This window comes from Enhydrobacter aerosaccus (genome assembly GCF_900167455.1).
Classification (GTDB): Bacteria; Pseudomonadota; Alphaproteobacteria; order Reyranellales; family Reyranellaceae; genus Reyranella; species Reyranella aerosaccus.
Map to the genome: position 1 here is coordinate 117536 of NZ_FUWJ01000008.1, position 17102 is coordinate 134637.

Sequence of the window (17102 nt, forward strand, 5' to 3'; positions counted from 1 at the left end):
GGCCCGCCAGCGACGGCGGGCCCTTTTTCTTGGAGAACACGATGTCGGGAAATGCATCCGATCTGGCGCGCCGCTTGGCGAGGCAGGCTGAGGCGGTCTGCCGTCATTATCTCTCCAACGGTCGCCGCGAAGGCCGCTACTGGCTGGTCGGCGATGTCGCCAACACGAAGGGCCGCAGCCTGTTCGTGCGCTTGAGCGGCCCGGACCATGGCAAGGGCGCAGCTGGTAACTGGACTGACGCCGCAACGGCCGAGCACGGCGATCTTCTCGACCTGATCGCCCTCAATCGCGGTTTCAACCGCCTTCGCGATACTCTGGACGAGGCACGTGCCTTTCTTGCTTTGCCACCAGTCCCGCTCGCTCCGCGGCAGGATCGTCTTCCTGTGCCGCGAGGGTCACCTGAATCCGCACGACGTCTCTACGGCATGTCTCGGTCGATCGCTGGCACGCTGGCGCAAACCTACCTGCACAGCCGAGGCATCGTAATTGTGCCTGATGGTGACCCGCTGCGTTTCCACCCGCGCTGCTACTATCGCCCCGACGAGCACAGCCCGACCGAGACCTGGCCGGCACTGATAGCCGCAGTCACCGATCCTGGCGGCAGGATCACCGGAGCACACCGCACCTGGCTCGATCCGTCAGGTCATGGCAAGGCGCCGATCGCTTCGCCGCGACGGGCCATGGGCCATCTTCTCGGGCACGGTGTCCGCTTCGGCCTGGCCGACGATGTCATGGCTGCCGGGGAAGGGATCGAGACCATGCTGTCCCTGCGCATGATCCTGCCGACCCTGCCGATGGTGGCCGCGCTCTCGGCCAACCACCTCGCCGCCCTGCTGCTTCCGTCGACACTGCGCCGTCTCTATGTCGCTCGCGATGCCGACCCGGCTGGCGATGCTGCGATGTCCAGCCTGTGCAACCGCGCCGACGCCGCCGGGATCGAGCCGTTCGTCCTGTCGCCCTGCTTCGACGACTTCAATGACGATCTCCGCCGCCTGGGAATCGAAGGGCTCCGGGCATCGGTGCACCGGCAGCTCGTCCCGCAAGACGTGGTTCGCTTCCTAGCCTCGGCCGGGACGGGATGAGCACGGGCACGGTGAATCGCTTCGTCGTCGGTTGCTCTTCTGCCCTTTGGACCGAACGGGAGCGCGCCCCGGCCTTCTAGAGGGGCGATCGGACGGCAGGCAGCCCGCTCCCGCAACGGCGGTCCTGCGGCTTTCTTCCCCTGCCGGCTGCGCCGGCATTCCTCGCGAGGCAAGAAAGCCTCGGCCCGCCGTCCTCCGCTGCGCTCCGGCCGCAAGCGCGGTGCGGGACCGTTCCGCCTGCCGTCTGTCGACGCCCACGAAGGCCGCGATGGGCGCGGCCGATCCGACAAAGGACAGCATCATGGCGACCCACGACGATCCCGAATTCGAGCCCGTGCACGCGTCATCCCCGACCGATCACGTCCTCAGCGAGCTGCAGCTCTTTGGCCATCGTCCCTTCCAGGAGGAGCCCGACCCGAGACCATTGCCTGAAGCCCCGACCATCGCCGGTGCCGTTGTGGACATCTTCGATGCGCTGGTCTCGACCCTTGCCGACACCCGTCTCGAACCCGACCTCGAGGACCTGCTGTGGTCGACCGTCAACCTGTTCCATCGCGCCGTCGACCGCATCGAGCGCGAGCTCGACGGCAACGAGCAGGCGCAGCGTCGCAGCCAGAAGGAGCAGAACGGCTCGGAGGTCCGCTCCGTTGAGCTGGAGCGCCTCACCGCCCAGGGTTTGACCCTCATTGAGCGCCGCAATGCCATGGAACTCTTCCGCGACCAGGCGGCCGAGCGCTTCGAGGTCCACACCGGTTCGGCCTGGCGACCGCGTACCGGCTCGATGGTCAACCATCGGGCTCTCACCGCCGCGATGATCGACAGCCGCGAGTTCCTGGCCGCTCGTCGCCGCGCCGAGACCGAACTCCTCGTGCCGGCCGGTCCCAAGATCGCATTCACCGGCGGTGCCGACTTCAACGACCACCAGCTCATCTGGAGCACGCTCGACAAGGTCCACGCGAAGCATCCCAACATGGTGCTGCTGCACGGCGGCTCGCCGACCGGCGCCGAGCGCATCGCTGCCCGCTGGGCGGACACCCGCAAGGTCACGCACGTTCCGTTCAAGCCGGATTGGACCCGCCACGCCAAGGCCGCACCCTTCAAGCGCAACGACCAGATCCTGGAAGTGCTGCCGATCGGCGTCATCGTGTTCCCGGGCTCGGGCATCCAGGAGAACCTCGCCGACAAGGCTCGCAAGCTCGGCATCCCGGTCTGGCGCTTCGGTTCAGGTGGCGCGTGAGCGCCACCTCTCTTCTCGTTGCCGACGCCGGATGGCCGGACTCGCAAGAGCAAGAGGAGGACCGGGAGCGGGTGAGCCGCTGGCCTTCAGAGAGAGCGGGCGGCGGCTCGCCCCTTCCTGCTCTCCGGGACATGATCCATGTCTGCTTCATCTTTGACTTCTGCATCAGCGTCGCCGAGCCAAGGTCCCGTCATGAACGGCAATCTTGCCGTTTTGCTGTCGACAGAGACGACAGAGCAGGACTTGCTCGTCGGATTGCTGACTTCATCGCAAGGTAGCGCTCGGGCTGCTGACCTCTTGCAGCAGTTTCCAAGCATTGGCCATGTCATCACAGCCGAAGCGGCTCAGCTTCGCGCATTCGGATTGACGGGCCGTGACATCGCCGCGTTTCGCTTGGTTCGGGAGATCGCGTGCCGCATGGCCAAAGCCGAGGTGCGCAGCCGGCCGGTGCTTGGCAACTGGCAGGCGCTGATCGCCTACCTGCAGACGGCAATGGCTTACGAGCAGGTCGAACAGTTTCGAATCCTGTTTCTTGATACCAAGAATAATCTCATCGCGGACGAGGTGCAGCAGCGCGGCACGGTCAATCACACGCCCGTCTACCCGCGCGAGGTCCTGAAGCGTGCTCTGACTCTCAACGCCACTTCGCTGATCGCTGCCCACAATCATCCAAGTGGCGATCCCAAGCCGTCCCGGGCCGACATCGAGATGACACGCGAATTGAAAGCAGCCGCCAAGGTGCTTGAGATCGAGCTGCACGACCACGTCGTGATCGGGCACGGAACCCATGCCTCCTTCCGGTCACTTGGATTGCTCTAGAACGATGCCGGGAATGGCGGTGCTCGCTTTGGCCTGGGCGGTGCGCAAAGCGCCGCCTTTTGGCCAACTTCACATCCGAAAGTTAATCGATCGCGCCATGGTGGTGGTGGAAGGCGCAACCGTTCGACCTTTGTCACGGAGTTCCACCATGCTTGGCATTGGCATCGTTCTCAGCATTTTCGGCCTCGGCTTCTTCTGCTGGCTGCTGTTCACGCTCGCGGTTTACGCGCTCCCTTTCCTCGCTGGACTGACAGCAGGCCTCGCTGCCCTTCAAAGCGGTGCTGGTGTCATCGGCGGGCTCGTCGTGGGATTCTTTGCAGGTGGCGCGACCTTGGCGCTCGGGCAGATGGCCTTCGCCACTACCCGCAAGCCGGTGATCCGTATCATCATCGGCCTGCTCTATGCCGTGCCGGCAACGGTCGCCGGCTATCAGGTGTCGTTTGCGCTGGCCGGAATCGGCATGTCGAGTGGCGGGTGGCAGACGGCATTCGCCGTGATCGGTGCCGTTCTCTCTGGCTGCACGGCCTTCTCGCGCATGACGCTGTTGGTCCCGCCGCCGGACGGACAGGGCACCGGGGGCGCTTACTCGCTTGCTGACGAGCGGCTGCACGACCAGCGTCACTGACGCCCTCTGCGTTCCCAATCATCGAGCAGGTTGGCGAGGATGGGCGGTGAACACGTGTCTCGACCCGACAGGGAGACCGCAGCCCTGGATGGAGCGCTTCGATCCTTCGTCCGACTCTGCCGACAGCGACCCGGTGAGGCGCACTGCTTTGCGATCGGTTGGGCTGAGACGACGCCGTCCTTTTTCTACGCTATAGCCGCCGTCTCTTCGCCTGGTGTGCCGGTGCTCTTGCGCAGGAGCCTTCAGGTTGGCCACGACTTCTCCCGAGGATGCTGCTCGGCGCGCGACCCACGGCCTCTCCTTGGCTGATCTGGCCAGAGGACGGCTGCACCTCGATCGCCTGAGCCGCAACGGCGGCGGTTCGACTTTCTTCCCCTGGGCTTCGCCCATTCCTCGCGAGGCAAGAAAGTCGCCCCGCCGCCATCCTCCGCTCTGCTCCGGCCCTGCGGGTGCGGCGTCGATCGCCTCCGGCCTGCAGATCGCCATCGAGGCCGCGATGGTCGCGGGGCTCGAAACAGCACAGGAGAAGTCACATGGCCAACATCGGTTCCTTCAAGAAGTCCGGCAACGAGTACCAGGGCGAGATCGTCACGTTGAGCGTCCAGGCGAGGGGTGTGCGCATCGTCCCCGAGCCCAACAGGAGCAACGACAACGCGCCCAGCCACCGGGTGTTCGTCGGCCGGGCCGAGATCGGGGCCGCCTGGTCCAAGCGCTCCAACGAGGGCCGCGACTACCTCTCGCTCAAGCTCGACGATCCGAGCTTCACTGCACCGATCTTCGCCAACCTGTTCGACGACGAGGACGGCGAGGGCTTCAGCCTGATCTGGTCGCGCAGCCGCAAGAAGAACGGCGAGTGAGCCGACGCCTCCAGAGGCCCCGCCCGGTCCGCCGGGCGGGGCTTCTCCCTTTGTCTGCCATGCGCGAGAAGGCCGTGAGCGTTGCTATGGATGGTGGCCGCCGATCTCAGCTTGGATGAAGGCCTGCATAGCGTCGAATGCTTCGTTCTCAAGCCTTTGCAGCCTTGCGACTTTGTCGGAGGTCGGCGGTGGCCGGAACTCCGCCAACTGTGCTTCAAGCGTCCTTCGCGCGCTAATCCATTCTTGGAACAGCGGCTGCCACTGCCGGTTCCAATAGCTGAAAGGTCTCGAGTCTGGGGATGACATCTTTCGCAATGCCCACGAGGCGACCTTTGTACTCGCACGCTTGGGATCATCCCAGTTCACGGGCACGGTCCAGCCGGCGTCACGGAATCCCTTCGGCCTGTGCATGTCAGGGCTGACCACTGCAGTTGCTGCACCATTCACCGTGCCCATGCCGAACAGCTTGTGGTCCACCCGATCCCCTTCTTCAAAGGGGCAAAGATCGTGCTTCATAGGTTCTGCGTTCATGATCGCCGCCATTAATCTAACCAGTCATCCAGCCGTTCGTAGACTCGCTCCATCTGCCTTTCCTCGCTTAGCGGGGAGTGCTTCACGACATAGTCGCGGAATGCCTCAATTATTTGCGATCGGCTTCGACCGTCCGCTTTCATTAGTCTGATGGTTGCTCGTGCGCGCCGTTCGTCGTTCGGATGAACCGCGAATGGCGCGCTCACAAATGCGAACCCGCCGCCGATCCTGTATTTGTCGTCGCCCTGATTCATGTTGGTTCTCTGGCTGAACTAAGTTGATAGACGGGTGTGTAAGGTTGAGCCGGCTCTTGCAGAAACATCCGGACGATACGGTCTGCTGCAGTATCGACAACGCGCTCGGCGGCCGCCGGCAAATGCTCGACAGCCAAAGTCCAGTCGTCCAATTCGATCTTCGGAACCGATTTTGGAACGTCGAGTCTAACGAGGCTTTCGGGTCCGACGAGCAGGCCGGCTTGCCCGAGGGCGCTCTGGGATTGCAGCCTCATGGCGGCCAGGATGATGTCCTTCCAGTGAAACATGCCGCCCTTAAAGATCTTCGAGCCGGTCACGCGATACGGATCATCACCGCAGCCGATACTCAGAATGCGAACCTGGTTGCGGCGCACATCAAAAGACGTCAATGCTTCCGTCACGGCGATCATGATGGGGTTGTTTGCCCACACTCCTCCATCGACGAAGGTATATCCACCGTCGCGGTGCGGCCGAAAGTATGTGGGCGCCGCGGCGGTCGCCAAAGCAACTTTCACCATCGGCTCGAACAGATCCTTCTTGAACGCCGGATGATGCGGTGTCTTGAAGACGAAGACCTCGCCGTACTCACCTTCGAACGAGGGAATGCACAGGCGCGTGGCTGCGGACCCAAGCTTGCGGTCACCAAGTACATTTGTCAGGACGTCAGACAAAGCTTTGCTATCGTAGCTATACCGCAGCAATCGTATCTTCCCGCGCAGCCACCGCCGCAGGTTACTCAACCAGCCTACGCCGCCCGTCGGAAAAATCTCGTGTCCTCGATCGCGGTAGAGGTCGCGGAGGTCGGCAGCTGCAAGGCCGGCGCCGAGGCCGAGAGCGAGGATACCTCCGGTCGACGTACCAACGATGAGGTCAAAGTAGGACGCGATGGACCGGCTGCCCAGGAAGCGGTGTTCCAGCGTGGCCAGCACATGGGCAGGGAAGATGCCACGGATGCCGCCGCCATCAATGGCGAGGACGCGAAAGTCCCGATCCGACGGCCAATCCAATGGAACGCGTCGCGACGTGGCGATTCCGGAGGAGCGCGGTTCGGCTCTGCTTCGTGAATGGTCGTCGACAGGCATGAATTTCTCCTGCTCTCCGGATGTCGGCCTCCTCCCGTCCATTCGCCCGTCGCCTGCCAGCTCTCGTAACAAGCTAGCCAGTTCGCAGTGAACGGTATGATGCGATCAGCAATGAAGTGTCGGTCCCACCGCCACTGAGGCGGGTCAGCCGCCGGGTCATACAAACATAACGGGGACCGCTCGAGGTCGTTGAAGTCCCAATAGACATGGTGTGCGAATTCGCCGGTCTGGCGATGGCGCACCTCGAGTTTCGGATTCAAAAGGCGAACGCGCGGCACATAGCCGTGGATCAACTCAAGCCCGTTGATCCAGGACCGACGGATGAAACTGACCTGCACCGTGTAGGGCCGCCTGATCGGACTCAGTTCCCCAGTCCAGGTCGCCATCCAGTCGCATGCGTCCACCCGGAAATCCGGGTAGCGCTCCTTCATGCGGTCAATCTGTTCCGCGATGGTCGGCGGCATGTTCACGCCGGTGGTTCCGTTCCGAAGAACTTGTGGGATGGCGCGGCGAACGACGTGGTCGAGGACGCACCCGCGATGGCCGGCGCGGCCAGACCGGACCGTACGACGTCGATGCGACCAGAGCTGCGCTCCTGGTACGCATTGCCGGTATCGATCACGTTGCCGAGACGCTCTGCGTATGCCTTAACCACTTCCAGGGTGGGCGTCTCACCGAACAGGTCGCTGAGGATGTCCTGCATCTCGGGCAGACCACAATCAGGCCGATGTAGCTCGTAGAGCTTGGCGAGCAGGTGCTTCAGGTCGGCGATATAGATCGCTTGGTCATTGAGCGAGGCAGGCCAGCGATCGGTGAATACGTCCTCGGCGCAGGTCGGGTTGGTGACCGACACGAGTCGCCCCCGGTCATGGGCGAGCTTGATGGTGTCGTGGACGTGCTGGGCCAGCCGCCGGAACTGGTCGAACAGGCTCCCCGTCTGCACGGCGACTTCCGCCGCGAACTTCGACAGCATGACCGACGGCGGCCGCCGGCCGGACCGCCCATCGAACCGCACGTTCCGGTTCCGCTTCAACAACTGAAGCGCGATCACCGCCATCGACTTCTCGTGCGGGGGCTTCTGCTCCGGGACCGCCTCCATGTCGGCCCGTGCTTCGAGCGTGGCCGCCCACTTTTGGACGCGGCCCATATAGGCCCGGGCGAATGCATCCGAGCTCGGCGTCCGAACCTTGAACCACTCGGCGAAGCCGTACGGGTTTGCCCAAAGCGCGTAGCCAGTGAGGTCGCTCTTATCCTCGGGCTTGTGGTTGAAGATGAAGCTCGTGCGCGGCGACCGTCCATCGGCGAGAACCGCGGGCGTGATGTCGAGATGCATGCCGTCGGCATAGTGGATGGTGACGCAGCGATTACGGCGCTCGACCATCTTGTAGTACCGCGATCCCAGTTCGCCGCGCACCGCCTCGTAAAGTTCGTCGAGGACCTGCTTAGCCGTCATGCCGGGGCGGACGATGATCTGTGCGATGATGTCGATGTCGAACTCGTCGGTCCGCAGCTTGCGGGCGATCGTGGCGTTGTAGGCCATCGACCCTTGCGCATACGTCAGCACCACGCGCCCGTGCAGGGGGCTAGCCGGCCGGTCGACCCAGTCGCTCAGGACATTCGCCCGGTAAACCGCCAAACTGTAGTTCGACGGCGATAACTGGACCCTGATGGCCAGATCCGCCAGCAGGATATCGATCACGTCACCTTGGGAGGTAGGCCTAACAATCTGATTCATAACCTTTTTCTCCTAGAGGAAGCCTAAGTGCCACCGTCTCCCTGGGGTCGCTTCTTTTAGGTCAAAGCTATTGACCTATTGTCTTGACTGGTTTACGTTGCGAAGATTACACTACAAAACGAAATAGGAGTCGAGTCCATGTTCGGTGACCGGCTACAACTCGCCCGTAAGAAGGCAGGCCTATCCCTCCGGGGATTATCGGACGCGATGGGTGGTCAAGTGACGCCGCAGGCGCTCGGCAAGTATGAGCGTGGCGAGATGATGCCCGGCTCGACCGTTCTCATCGCGCTGACGAAGGCGCTCGACATCTCGATGGAATTTCTGGCCGCGCCTCTCGAGGTGCGTCTCGGCGCCATCGACTTCCGGAAAAAATCCGGCACCAGCGCCCGCGACCGCGCGCATGTTGAGGCGCTCGTCCTTGAGCGCGTCGAGCGCTATCTCTTGGTCGAAGAGGTTCTTGAACTGAAGTCGGCGGCGTGGGAACCGCCGTTTGCGCCGAAGCAGATCAGCACCCTCGAAGCCGCCGAAGCCTTGGCGATGGACCTGCGTTCTGTCTGGAAGCTTGGCATCGACCCTATCCCGGATGTCACCGAACTCCTGGAGGAGAAGGGGATCAAGGTCATGCACCTTGAGTTGCCCGATAGCGTCTCTGGTCTCACCTGCATGATCGAGCGCGACGGAGTGGCCGCCGTTCCGGTGGTCGTCGTCAATGCGCACCACGGCATAGAGCGTCGGCGGCTGACCCTGATTCACGAACTCGCCCATCGCCTCATGATTGTCGAAGGCATAGACGAAGAAAAAGCCGCCAACCGGTTTGCCAGCGCTTTTTTGATGCCCGCCCCCCATGTGAGAGATCAGGTCGGCAAGCACCGCGCCGGATTCGGCGTTGCAGAACTCATGGTCACCAAAAAGATTTACGCCGTCAGCGCGGCGGCGCTGCTCGTCCGGTTCAGGGATCTTGAGATCATCACGCAACAGACCATGGTCTATGCGTTTCAATCATTTGCCCGCACCTGGCGCAAGACTGAACCGCAGCCGATCGCCACTGCCGACGACCAACCACGCGAGCAGCCACAGCGGTTCCAGCGCCTATGCTATCGCGCATTGGCCGAAGGCTTGATCACCATCAGTAAAGCTGCCGAGCTGCTGAGAAAGCCGGTCGCCGCCATCGATGAGGAGATGCGCGGTGCCACCGTCACAGATAGTCGTTAGTGACGCTTCCGTAATCCTGGACCTGGCGAAGACCCGCCTGATCGAAGCAACATTGGCGCTCCCCTTCAATTTTGTCATACCCGATGTGATCCTCGACAAGGAGCTATTAGACCTCGGCACCTACTCGCCGACCGATCTTGTTCGGCTTGGATTCACCATCGGCACGCTTGATGGCAACGGTGTTACGACCGCGCTGGCGCATTTCAGCCGCAACGCCTCGCGGCTCAGTTTCAACGACTGCGTCGCGCTCACATACGCCGAGGAACGTTCGTGCATCCTTATGACGGGGGATGGACCACTGCGCACTGTCGCCACAAAGTTGAAGATCGAGGTTCACGGATTTCTATGGGCTGCCGGTCTCATGGCGGAGCATGGAACCTGCCCGACCGATCGGCTGATCGCCGCCTTACAGCAGCTTCAATCTGCTCCCTCAACACGATTGCCGCAAGATCTTCTGACCGCGCTGATCGGTCAGCTTCAACGGGGACGCTGAAACCATCAGCGCAACTGGTCTGGGCATGTTCGCCTAAAATTCATCCGGAAGGGGGTGGAGCTGACGTTCGATACGCTTGCGATCCACCTTCTCGTTATTCGTATGGAAGTGCACACCCGTGATCTTTCGCACCTCCAGCGACGCCAAATCCACTTCTAGCGTCGCCGGTCGTACATCGGCATCGGGCGTCGTGTCCCAATCAACATCTTGAAGCCTGCCAAGATCGAAGGTGTCGAACGGAGGGGGAAGCTGCTGCTTCTTGGGTTCTTCGGGCGGCACCTCTTCAACCACGGTCAGCTCGTGCTCCCACTCCTCACCATTGAACATGCCTGTATCCACGGAGAGCTTGGTGCCCTTGGGGTATTTGATCGCCTTGATGCGCGCTGCCTTGTGGAACAGCACTACATTTTGCTTCTCGCCCGGAACTTGAACCGAGGGAAACAGAATCCCATCGAGCTCGGGCTCAACACGTGATGCCAAGAAGTCCGCGACGGCCTGTGTCGCCAAGTATTCGAGCGCTTCATCGCTGGGCATGACCGGCATTGTCATGCGTCTCAGCAGCTTCTCGAGGAATAACGCCCGTTCCTTTCTCGGGGCATATGTCGGATCAAAGATGCTGCCTCTCTCGAGAATATCAGCGAAAGCCTTCAGATCCAGAAGACGAACGCGGCGTACGAGCTTGAAGTGTGCGACGACCACATTCGCGCCAACTGGAGGGCGTACCTCGGCCAGCGCTGTCTCCGGTTCGTCCGCCCCGTAGAACACGGCGATCCCGCGTGCGTTCAAGGATGTGCGGTCACAGCTTGGAAGAGCCGGTTAGCGATGCGCCTGGTCGAATCGCTTTGGACGCCTCAAGAGCTCGGCAGGATCGATGGCCAGCGCATCGGCGATCTGCCCCAGCACCGAGACGCTGGCCGACGCGTCGGCCCGTTCGATCGCGCCGATATAGCGGGCGCTCAGTCCGGCACGCGCGGCCAACTCTTCTTGCGTAATTTTCTTGTCATGACGTACACGACGCAGATTGACCGCCATGATCTCTTTGAGATCCATGACCTGAGAGGAACCTGCATCGGAATGATCGTTCCAGGAACGATCATTCCGATTCGTTCGGAGGTATGGTATTCAATGGACGCTGCGTCCCGGAGCGGAAGGCCGAGGGACGTCTTGGCGATAGCCGGGGGGGCCTAGTACGATGCACCCGGTGCATCAGTTCGCGCAGTCGCCGCCGCACTTTACGCGACACAGATTGCTCGGTCTCTGTAATGAACACGACCGGCGAGGCTTACGATGACAACCGTTCCGTTCGATGACCGTCCCCCTGATAAGCCACATCTTACCACCTATGATGAGCGCCATCTGGCCGACTATATCCGGCTCCTTGACGCGGCAGAAGAGGGGGCCGATTGGCGCGAAGCCGTAAAGATCATCTTTGGCCTCGACGCCCAGCGTGACCCTGAACGGGCGAAGGTCGTCCATGACAGCCACCTTGCACGCGCCCGCTGGATGACTGAGACCGGGTTCGCCTATCTCCTTCGTCCGCCGCTGCACTAATTAAGATCCGTGCTTACCAGCTCACATCACCCTGCCATGGAATGCATCGCTATTGCCAAACGTAGGGGCTAGCGCACTGCAATTTGTACAGCCTATTGAACGTCGGCGTTTGGTTCAATTGAGTTGGAGGCGTATATGCCGGCGACATCTGACTGGCGATCTCCGAAGCGTGCACAAGAACTCAAGAATCTGCAACGTTCGCACCTGGGTTTGGAGTTCCTGAGGAGGAGCCCGGCCTATCGCGCCGCTTACAGCCGAATGCGCGAGCATGTTGCGGTGGGCGTCGTAACCCAGCAACGGGCTTTCGCCGACTTAGCCCGTCGCTGGGGATTGATCTTTCCCTTTCGACCCGGCAGCTGCTGTCGGCACTGCATCACATCTTTGGCGGCCGGAACTGACCCCGGTCACCGTGCTGCTGGTCCCTGTGCCCAAGGGATTCAAAGCTGCGCGTATCGATGCCGTTGCTGGACTGTATCCGCAAGAGATTCATGATGCCGAAGACGGGCGGCATTTCCTGATCGACGATCCGACAGGGCCGCTCCAGCTTTGGTGCTTCGAAAAGGATCCACGGCAGCGCCTTGGCGTGCTCATCCCGCTCGATGCCGAGTTCCGAATTAGGCTCGATGCCGTGCGGCGGTTGCACCGTCGGCTGATCGGTCTATCGGCAGGTCCGCTGCCGCGCGGTTGGCGATTGACGGCCATGCAGCGACGCCGGTTCATCCTGATGCTGCGCGCGCTCGACGGCCATCTGGAAGGTGCCAGCTATCGCGAGATCGCGCGCGTGCTGCTCGACGCCGAGGCGGCCCGTTGGCCGGCAAGCGCCTGGAAATCGTCTGCAGCACGCTCGCAGGTCATTCGCCTCGTGACCGAGGGCACGGCCATCATGAATGGCGGCTATCGCAAGCTCCTCCAGGGCCGATGATGGTGAGTTCTGATCGTCTGCCGCCCACCGCGACTGACGCTCGATGACCAGCGGCCGTGCGAGGCCGATGCAGGATCAAGGGGTAGGCGTCGCCGTGCTTCGCAACTCCGTACTCCACCTGTCCGCAGATTCCTCTCCATCGTGATCGCGAGTTCGCCGCAGTTCCTCAGCGGCATCCACGACAAGCTGGAGGCGCATCCGATGCCCGACGATCCTCGACAACTGCCGCCACGCTACCTGCGCACGCCCGAGGCAGCGCGGTTTCTCGGCCTGTCCGGCCGTACGCTCGAGAAGCACCGTACCTTCGGCACCGGCCCGGTCTATCGCAAGCTGGGCGGCCGCATCGTTTATGCGCTCGAAGACCTGAAAACCTGGGCCGATCGCGGCCTTCGGCAGTCCACGTCCGACCCCGGCCACGGCGTCGTCCATCCCGCCAGGCCGCAGCCGCGGCGCGGCGACGACGGCACCGGCCGGTGAATGAAACGCCGATGGCCGCGCAGATCAGATCGCAGCACCGACGCGCTTGGCGCACTGGGCGTCACGCGGCTGGTGTGTCCGTCGAGGTGCGCCGCCCCTTCGGGTGGCGTCGCGGCCGCACGTCACCTGCATGCTCTCCAGTCGGTGACACAGGGTCATGACGATTGATCCGCCCAGGGGCTCCACGAGCGTCGAACTGATGTGGGTGGAGAAAGAGATCGAATGCTGGATCAGGTTCGGCCGTGTCATCCATGAACGGATCCTCGATCGTCGCCGCCGTGTCGTCAGCTTCGCGCCGGACAGCATCTTCGCGGCGGTCCGGTGGATGGGGAACGACTTTGGCACCATCCTGTCCTGCATCGATATCGTACGGGCCGTTCGCCCGGGCGAGCCTTATTCCACCGTCTTTCGAGTACAGCCCGGCGGCGAGACCCTCTTGCGCTGCTCCGGCTGGCCCCGTGTCGAGCGGGTGCTGAAGGTGATCGATGCCGTCGAGGCGCTCGGCATCGATCCTGAAGACGCGGCCCCCGACCATTGGCGTCATGTCCATGCACGCTTGCTCGCGAACGAGCCACCACGCCCTTACACGCAGGCGCGTCATCGCGCCTGGCTCAAGCGCCGGCACGTCACGCCATGAACCGACGCGCCGTCGCGATCATCGTTACTATGAGCGGGATCGTTTTGATCGTCCTGCCGAGCGTCGTCGGGGCACCACGCTTGCTGCTCTGGAACAACAGCGCCTCGGTGCCGATCGGGCTGTACGCGGTGCTGCCGCCGCGCGTGCTGCATGTCGGTGACGTAGCCGTCGTCGTGCCACCGGACCCGCTTGCCGCCGCCCTCGCCGCACGCGGCTCGTTGCCCAGCGGCGTGCCGCTGATCAAGCCGATTGCCGCGCTCGCCGGACAGACCATCTGTCGTCACGGCCTCCACATCACTATCGACGGAGCCGTCGTCGGTGCAGCACGCGCGCGCGACCATCGCGGCCGTCCGTTGCCGGCTTGGATGGGCTGCCGCACGCTCGGATCGCACGACGTCTTCCTGATGAATCCCGCAGCGCCCGACAGCTTCGACGGCCGCTATTTCGGTTCTTTGCCGGTGTCGTCGGTCGTCGGCCGCGCGACACCTCTCTGGGTTCCCAAGGAGTACTGACCATGCCTTCGCCTCCTTCTCGGTCCGACATTCCTCTGTTCCACAGCCTGCCGAACCTCTCCTTCGTCCCGGCCGGCTTCTTGGCCGCGGCCGCGCGTGGCGGTAGTCCAGGGCGGCTGGTCGGTCGGTGCGCGAGCGTTTCACCTTGGGTGGACGCGCGCACGATGGCACACTTGCGGATTGTCGGGATGGCGGCACGCATCGTCGTGTTTGTCGTCACCCTGGTGGCAATGACGAATGTCGCCGCGATGGCGCAGACCGCGCCTTCGGTTGCACCGTTGCAGCACCAGGCGATCAACGACCCGATCGCGGCCAGCATCGCCGAGGCGTCGCGGCGCTTCGGCATGCCGGCGACGTGGATACACGCCGTCATGCAGGCCGAAAGCGCCGGTGACGCGCGTGCCGTGTCGTCCAAGGGTGCCATGGGACTGATGCAGATCATGCCTGACACCTGGGCTGAGTTGCGCACCCGCTACGCCTTTGGTGCCGATCCATTCGACATCCGGGACAATATTCATGCCGGTGCGGCGTATCTACGCGAGCTGCATGATCGTTACGGCGCGCCCGGATTCCTCGCTGCCTATCATGCGGGTCCGGGGCGTTATGACGACTATCTGGTGAACAGTCGGCCGCTGCCCGTCGAGACGAATGCTTACCTTGCGGCGGTCATTCGGGCGATCGACGGGATGTCGCGTGACGACCGACTGGTGGCGACCGATCCGCTCGCGTGGACACAGGCACCGTTGTTCGTTCCACGAGGCCAAGTCGTGTCCGCAGGCACGTCGGCGGCCGGGCAACGGCCGATCGATCGCGCGCCGTCGCAGCATCCCATCGCCAGCAGGTCGGCACTCGTCGCCCAATCGGATGGCCTCTTCGTGCCGGCGGGCGGTCGGAATCGCAAGCCATGAATGCAATCGTCTTCTGTCGCAGCCTGTCGCAAGTGATCGGGTGCTTGGCAGTGAGAGCAGGTGATCAGGGCCTCCCAACCGCGCGATGGCAGGATAAAGGAGCGCGATGTGCGCTCAAGGACGGTCGTGCCTTTTCAAGGTCTTACACAGCGAATTCGCGAGGTGCGCCTGTCCGCGCAGCCTGCGACTTCAGCAATTAGCCAATGATATCTGCATGATGGCGCGATGTGCGGGCCACAGTAATGACCGGTGACGACGACTTCCGCGTTCGGCCCGGCCGCATCCGATCGACGCGCGTCCAACGGGCGCGGCCCTTCATTGCGCAAGCGCTCGCGGCCGCCCAACGGGCCGGGGGATCGGTTTCCCGCTCCGGGAAAATCAGTCCCGGGCATCGCTCGCGATTCGGACGAGGCCAGCGCGCGTCGGTGCAGGCTAACAGGTTCATCACGTCGCGCTCGCGCGGCGCTGTGGTCAAGGCGCGCGTGGTCCGCCATGGCGGACGCACCGCGCCGCTTGCGACTCATCTGAACTACCTGCGGCGCGAGGGCGTCACCCGGGACGGGGAGAAGGCGCGGCTGTTCGGCCCAGGTGTCGATACGGTCAGCCCCAAGGAGTTTGCGGAACGGTGCGACAGCGACCGACATCATTTCCGGTTCATCGTCTCGCCCGACGACGCCGTGGAAATGGCTGACCTCAGGAGCTTCACGCGGGAGCTGGTCGGGCGGATGGAGAAGGACCTCGGCACCCGCCTCGATTGGGTCGCCGTCGATCACTGGAATACCGAGCATCCCCACGTCCACCTGATCGTGCGTGGCGTGGGGGACGATGGTGAAAACCTCGTCATCTCCCGCGACTACATCAAGGATGGAATGCGCGATCGCGCGCGGGACCTGATCAGCCAGGAACTCGGGCCACGAACCGATCGGGAGATTCGTCGCGCCCTGGAACGCCAGATCGACGCCGATCGCTGGACCAACCTCGACCGGCAGCTCGTCCTAGACTGCAGCCGCGCCGGCATCATCGACCTTGCGCCCCACGCCGACCGCCAGCCTGACGCATTCCTCGCCCTCAAGGTTGGTCGTCTTCGCAGGCTGGAATCACTCGGGCTGGCCGACCAAGTCGGTCCTGGCCAATGGACCATGTCAGAGAAGGCTGAGGTGACCCTTCGCGAGCTCGGCCAGCGCGGCGACATCATCAAGCGCATCCATCGCGGCTTGACGGAGCGCGGGATCGAACGCGGCGCCGCCAACTATGTGCTGGCCGGGGAAAGCCTGAACGATCCTGTTGTTGGCCAGCTGATTGCCCGCGGCCTCGACGACGAATTAAAGGGCACTGCCTATGCGGTGGTGGATGGAGCGGACGGCCGCACCCATCACCTCAAGCTCCCCGATCTCGAGGCCGCCGGCGACGGCGGTCCGGGGTCTATCGTCGAGCTACGCAAGTTCGATGATGCGAGCGGTCAGAGACGTGTCGCCTTGGCGGTCCGGTCTGACCTCACGATCGAGCAGCAGGTCACGGCGACTGGCGCAACCTGGCTCGACCGGCAGGCGATCGCGCGCGACCCCGCCGCGCTGGGGGAGGGTGGCTTCGGAGCGGCAGTCCGAGAGGCGCTGGACCGGCGTGCCGAACACCTGATCGGGCAAGGCCTCGCCGAACGCCAGAGCCGTGGCGTCAGCTTTAACCGCAACCTGATCGAGACGCTACGCCGGCGGGAACTGGACGCGGTCGGCGCAGAGCTTGCGGCAGAAAGCGGTCGCCAGTTCAACAAGAGCGGTACAGGCGAGTATGTTGCCGGCGCATACCAACGCCGTATCGCGCTCGCCTCGGGCCGATTTGCCATGATCGACGACGGGCTCGGTTTCCAGCTCGTGCCCTGGACGCCATCTCTTGAAAAACAGCTTGGGCGTCATGTGTCTGGTGTTGCACGAAGCGATGGCGGGGTCGATTGGAGCTTCGGTCGCAAGCGAGGGGTTGGCCTGTGAGCGTATCGCAAGCCGCTCTAGCCCGACTGCCGGCATTCACAGGCACGAAAGCTGGAAATCCGTGACGGATCCACTTGGTTTGAATTTGATTTGCATCAATTCCCATTGGAAGCGTGTAGAGTAAATGCTTCTGATCGGCGTCTTGGCTCATACTTTGACGGGCACGCCGAACGGCTGTGGGTAAGG

Annotated in this window: 21 protein-coding genes and 1 pseudogene; 15 read left to right on the forward strand and 7 right to left on the reverse strand. The window is 63.0% G+C overall.

Features of this window, described 5'->3' with window-relative positions; translation table 11 throughout:
- Positions 1–41 precede the first annotated feature (41 nt).
- The 5 genes from B5D62_RS23470 (at position 42) to B5D62_RS23490 (ending at position 4620) form a co-directional block, all read left to right on the forward strand.
- Positions 42–1082: a DUF7146 domain-containing protein gene (locus B5D62_RS23470; protein ID WP_085936459.1), complete on the forward strand. Its 1041-nt coding sequence runs from the start codon at positions 42–44 to the stop codon at positions 1080–1082.
- A 301-nt stretch (positions 1083–1383) separates the two neighbouring features.
- Positions 1384–2319, forward strand: a complete 936-nt coding sequence (locus tag B5D62_RS23475; RefSeq protein ID WP_085936604.1) for a DUF2493 domain-containing protein — start codon at positions 1384–1386, stop codon at positions 2317–2319.
- Positions 2320–2511: 192 nt separating this feature from the next.
- On the forward strand, positions 2512–3138 hold the full coding sequence (gene radC / locus B5D62_RS23480) for a RadC family protein (protein WP_231714916.1): 627 nt from the start codon (positions 2512–2514) through the stop codon (positions 3136–3138).
- Between the two features lie 13 nt (positions 3139–3151).
- Complete coding sequence (locus tag B5D62_RS23485) at positions 3152–3763, forward strand: hypothetical protein (RefSeq protein WP_170921090.1); 612 nt, start codon at positions 3152–3154, stop codon at positions 3761–3763.
- A 533-nt stretch (positions 3764–4296) separates the two neighbouring features.
- A complete protein-coding gene (locus tag B5D62_RS23490; RefSeq protein ID WP_085936465.1) occupies positions 4297–4620 on the forward strand; it encodes a DUF736 domain-containing protein in 324 nt (107 codons plus the stop codon).
- 84 nt (positions 4621–4704) lie between these two features.
- Here B5D62_RS23490 and B5D62_RS23495 read toward each other — a convergent pair whose 3' ends face one another.
- The 5 genes and pseudogenes from B5D62_RS23495 to B5D62_RS23510 form a co-directional block, all read right to left on the reverse strand.
- Entirely contained in the window at positions 4705–5163 is a 459-nt protein-coding gene (locus B5D62_RS23495) for a hypothetical protein (protein ID WP_085936467.1), read from the reverse strand.
- Positions 5163–5405 carry a hypothetical protein gene (locus tag B5D62_RS23500; RefSeq protein ID WP_085936469.1) on the reverse strand — a complete coding sequence of 81 codons (243 nt, stop codon included), beginning with the start codon at positions 5403–5405 and terminating at the stop codon, positions 5163–5165. The genes B5D62_RS23495 and B5D62_RS23500 overlap by 1 nt, the downstream gene beginning before the upstream one ends.
- Positions 5402–6487 carry a CBASS cGAMP-activated phospholipase gene (locus B5D62_RS23505; protein WP_085936471.1) on the reverse strand — a complete coding sequence of 362 codons (1086 nt, stop codon included), beginning with the start codon at positions 6485–6487 and terminating at the stop codon, positions 5402–5404. Before B5D62_RS23505 ends, B5D62_RS23500 begins: the two co-directional genes overlap by 4 nt.
- Before the next feature lie 29 nt (positions 6488–6516).
- A pseudogene (locus B5D62_RS34485) lies at positions 6517–6951 on the reverse strand (type II CBASS E2 protein); the annotation flags it as partial.
- A gap of 2 nt (positions 6952–6953) precedes the next feature.
- Positions 6954–8222, reverse strand: coding sequence for a nucleotidyltransferase domain-containing protein (locus B5D62_RS23510; protein WP_085936472.1), 1269 nt, complete (start codon positions 8220–8222; stop codon positions 6954–6956).
- 138 nt (positions 8223–8360) lie between these two features.
- Here B5D62_RS23510 and B5D62_RS23515 point away from each other — a divergent pair, with 138 nt between their 5' ends.
- Both B5D62_RS23515 and B5D62_RS23520 read left to right on the forward strand, forming a co-directional pair.
- Positions 8361–9434 carry a helix-turn-helix domain-containing protein gene (locus tag B5D62_RS23515; RefSeq protein ID WP_085936473.1) on the forward strand — a complete coding sequence of 358 codons (1074 nt, stop codon included), beginning with the start codon at positions 8361–8363 and terminating at the stop codon, positions 9432–9434.
- Entirely contained in the window at positions 9409–9927 is a 519-nt protein-coding gene (locus B5D62_RS23520) for a PIN domain-containing protein (protein ID WP_139374047.1), read from the forward strand. Before B5D62_RS23515 ends, B5D62_RS23520 begins: the two co-directional genes overlap by 26 nt.
- Before the next feature lie 33 nt (positions 9928–9960).
- Here the strand turns inward: B5D62_RS23520 and B5D62_RS23525 are convergent, their stop codons facing one another.
- Both B5D62_RS23525 and B5D62_RS23530 read right to left on the reverse strand, forming a co-directional pair.
- Complete coding sequence (locus B5D62_RS23525; protein WP_085936475.1) at positions 9961–10713, reverse strand: RES family NAD+ phosphorylase; 753 nt, start codon at positions 10711–10713, stop codon at positions 9961–9963.
- A gap of 30 nt (positions 10714–10743) precedes the next feature.
- Positions 10744–10977, reverse strand: a complete 234-nt coding sequence (locus tag B5D62_RS23530; protein ID WP_085936477.1) for a helix-turn-helix domain-containing protein — start codon at positions 10975–10977, stop codon at positions 10744–10746.
- 237 nt (positions 10978–11214) lie between these two features.
- Here B5D62_RS23530 and B5D62_RS23535 point away from each other — a divergent pair, with 237 nt between their 5' ends.
- The 8 genes from B5D62_RS23535 (at position 11215) to B5D62_RS23565 (ending at position 16916) form a co-directional block, all read left to right on the forward strand.
- A complete protein-coding gene (locus tag B5D62_RS23535; protein WP_085936478.1) occupies positions 11215–11478 on the forward strand; it encodes a DNA -binding domain-containing protein in 264 nt (87 codons plus the stop codon).
- A gap of 135 nt (positions 11479–11613) precedes the next feature.
- Positions 11614–11970, forward strand: coding sequence for a transcriptional regulator domain-containing protein (locus B5D62_RS34400; RefSeq protein WP_366842463.1), 357 nt, complete (start codon positions 11614–11616; stop codon positions 11968–11970).
- Positions 11888–12400 (forward strand): DUF2285 domain-containing protein, encoded by a 513-nt coding sequence (locus tag B5D62_RS23540; protein ID WP_218191252.1) that lies wholly within the window; start codon positions 11888–11890, stop codon positions 12398–12400. The genes B5D62_RS34400 and B5D62_RS23540 overlap by 83 nt, the downstream gene beginning before the upstream one ends.
- 201 nt (positions 12401–12601) lie before the next feature.
- Positions 12602–12877 (forward strand): helix-turn-helix transcriptional regulator, encoded by a 276-nt coding sequence (locus tag B5D62_RS23545; protein ID WP_085936606.1) that lies wholly within the window; start codon positions 12602–12604, stop codon positions 12875–12877.
- 157 nt (positions 12878–13034) lie between these two features.
- Positions 13035–13514 carry a DUF2840 domain-containing protein gene (locus B5D62_RS23550; protein ID WP_085936479.1) on the forward strand — a complete coding sequence of 160 codons (480 nt, stop codon included), beginning with the start codon at positions 13035–13037 and terminating at the stop codon, positions 13512–13514.
- Positions 13511–14026 carry a S26 family signal peptidase gene (locus B5D62_RS23555; protein WP_085936480.1) on the forward strand — a complete coding sequence of 172 codons (516 nt, stop codon included), beginning with the start codon at positions 13511–13513 and terminating at the stop codon, positions 14024–14026. Before B5D62_RS23550 ends, B5D62_RS23555 begins: the two co-directional genes overlap by 4 nt.
- Positions 14027–14175: 149 nt before the next feature.
- Positions 14176–14934, forward strand: coding sequence for a lytic transglycosylase domain-containing protein (locus B5D62_RS23560; RefSeq protein WP_419188810.1), 759 nt, complete (start codon positions 14176–14178; stop codon positions 14932–14934).
- 242 nt (positions 14935–15176) lie between these two features.
- A complete protein-coding gene (locus B5D62_RS23565; RefSeq protein WP_085936484.1) occupies positions 15177–16916 on the forward strand; it encodes a relaxase/mobilization nuclease domain-containing protein in 1740 nt (579 codons plus the stop codon).
- Positions 16917–17102 lie beyond the last annotated feature (186 nt).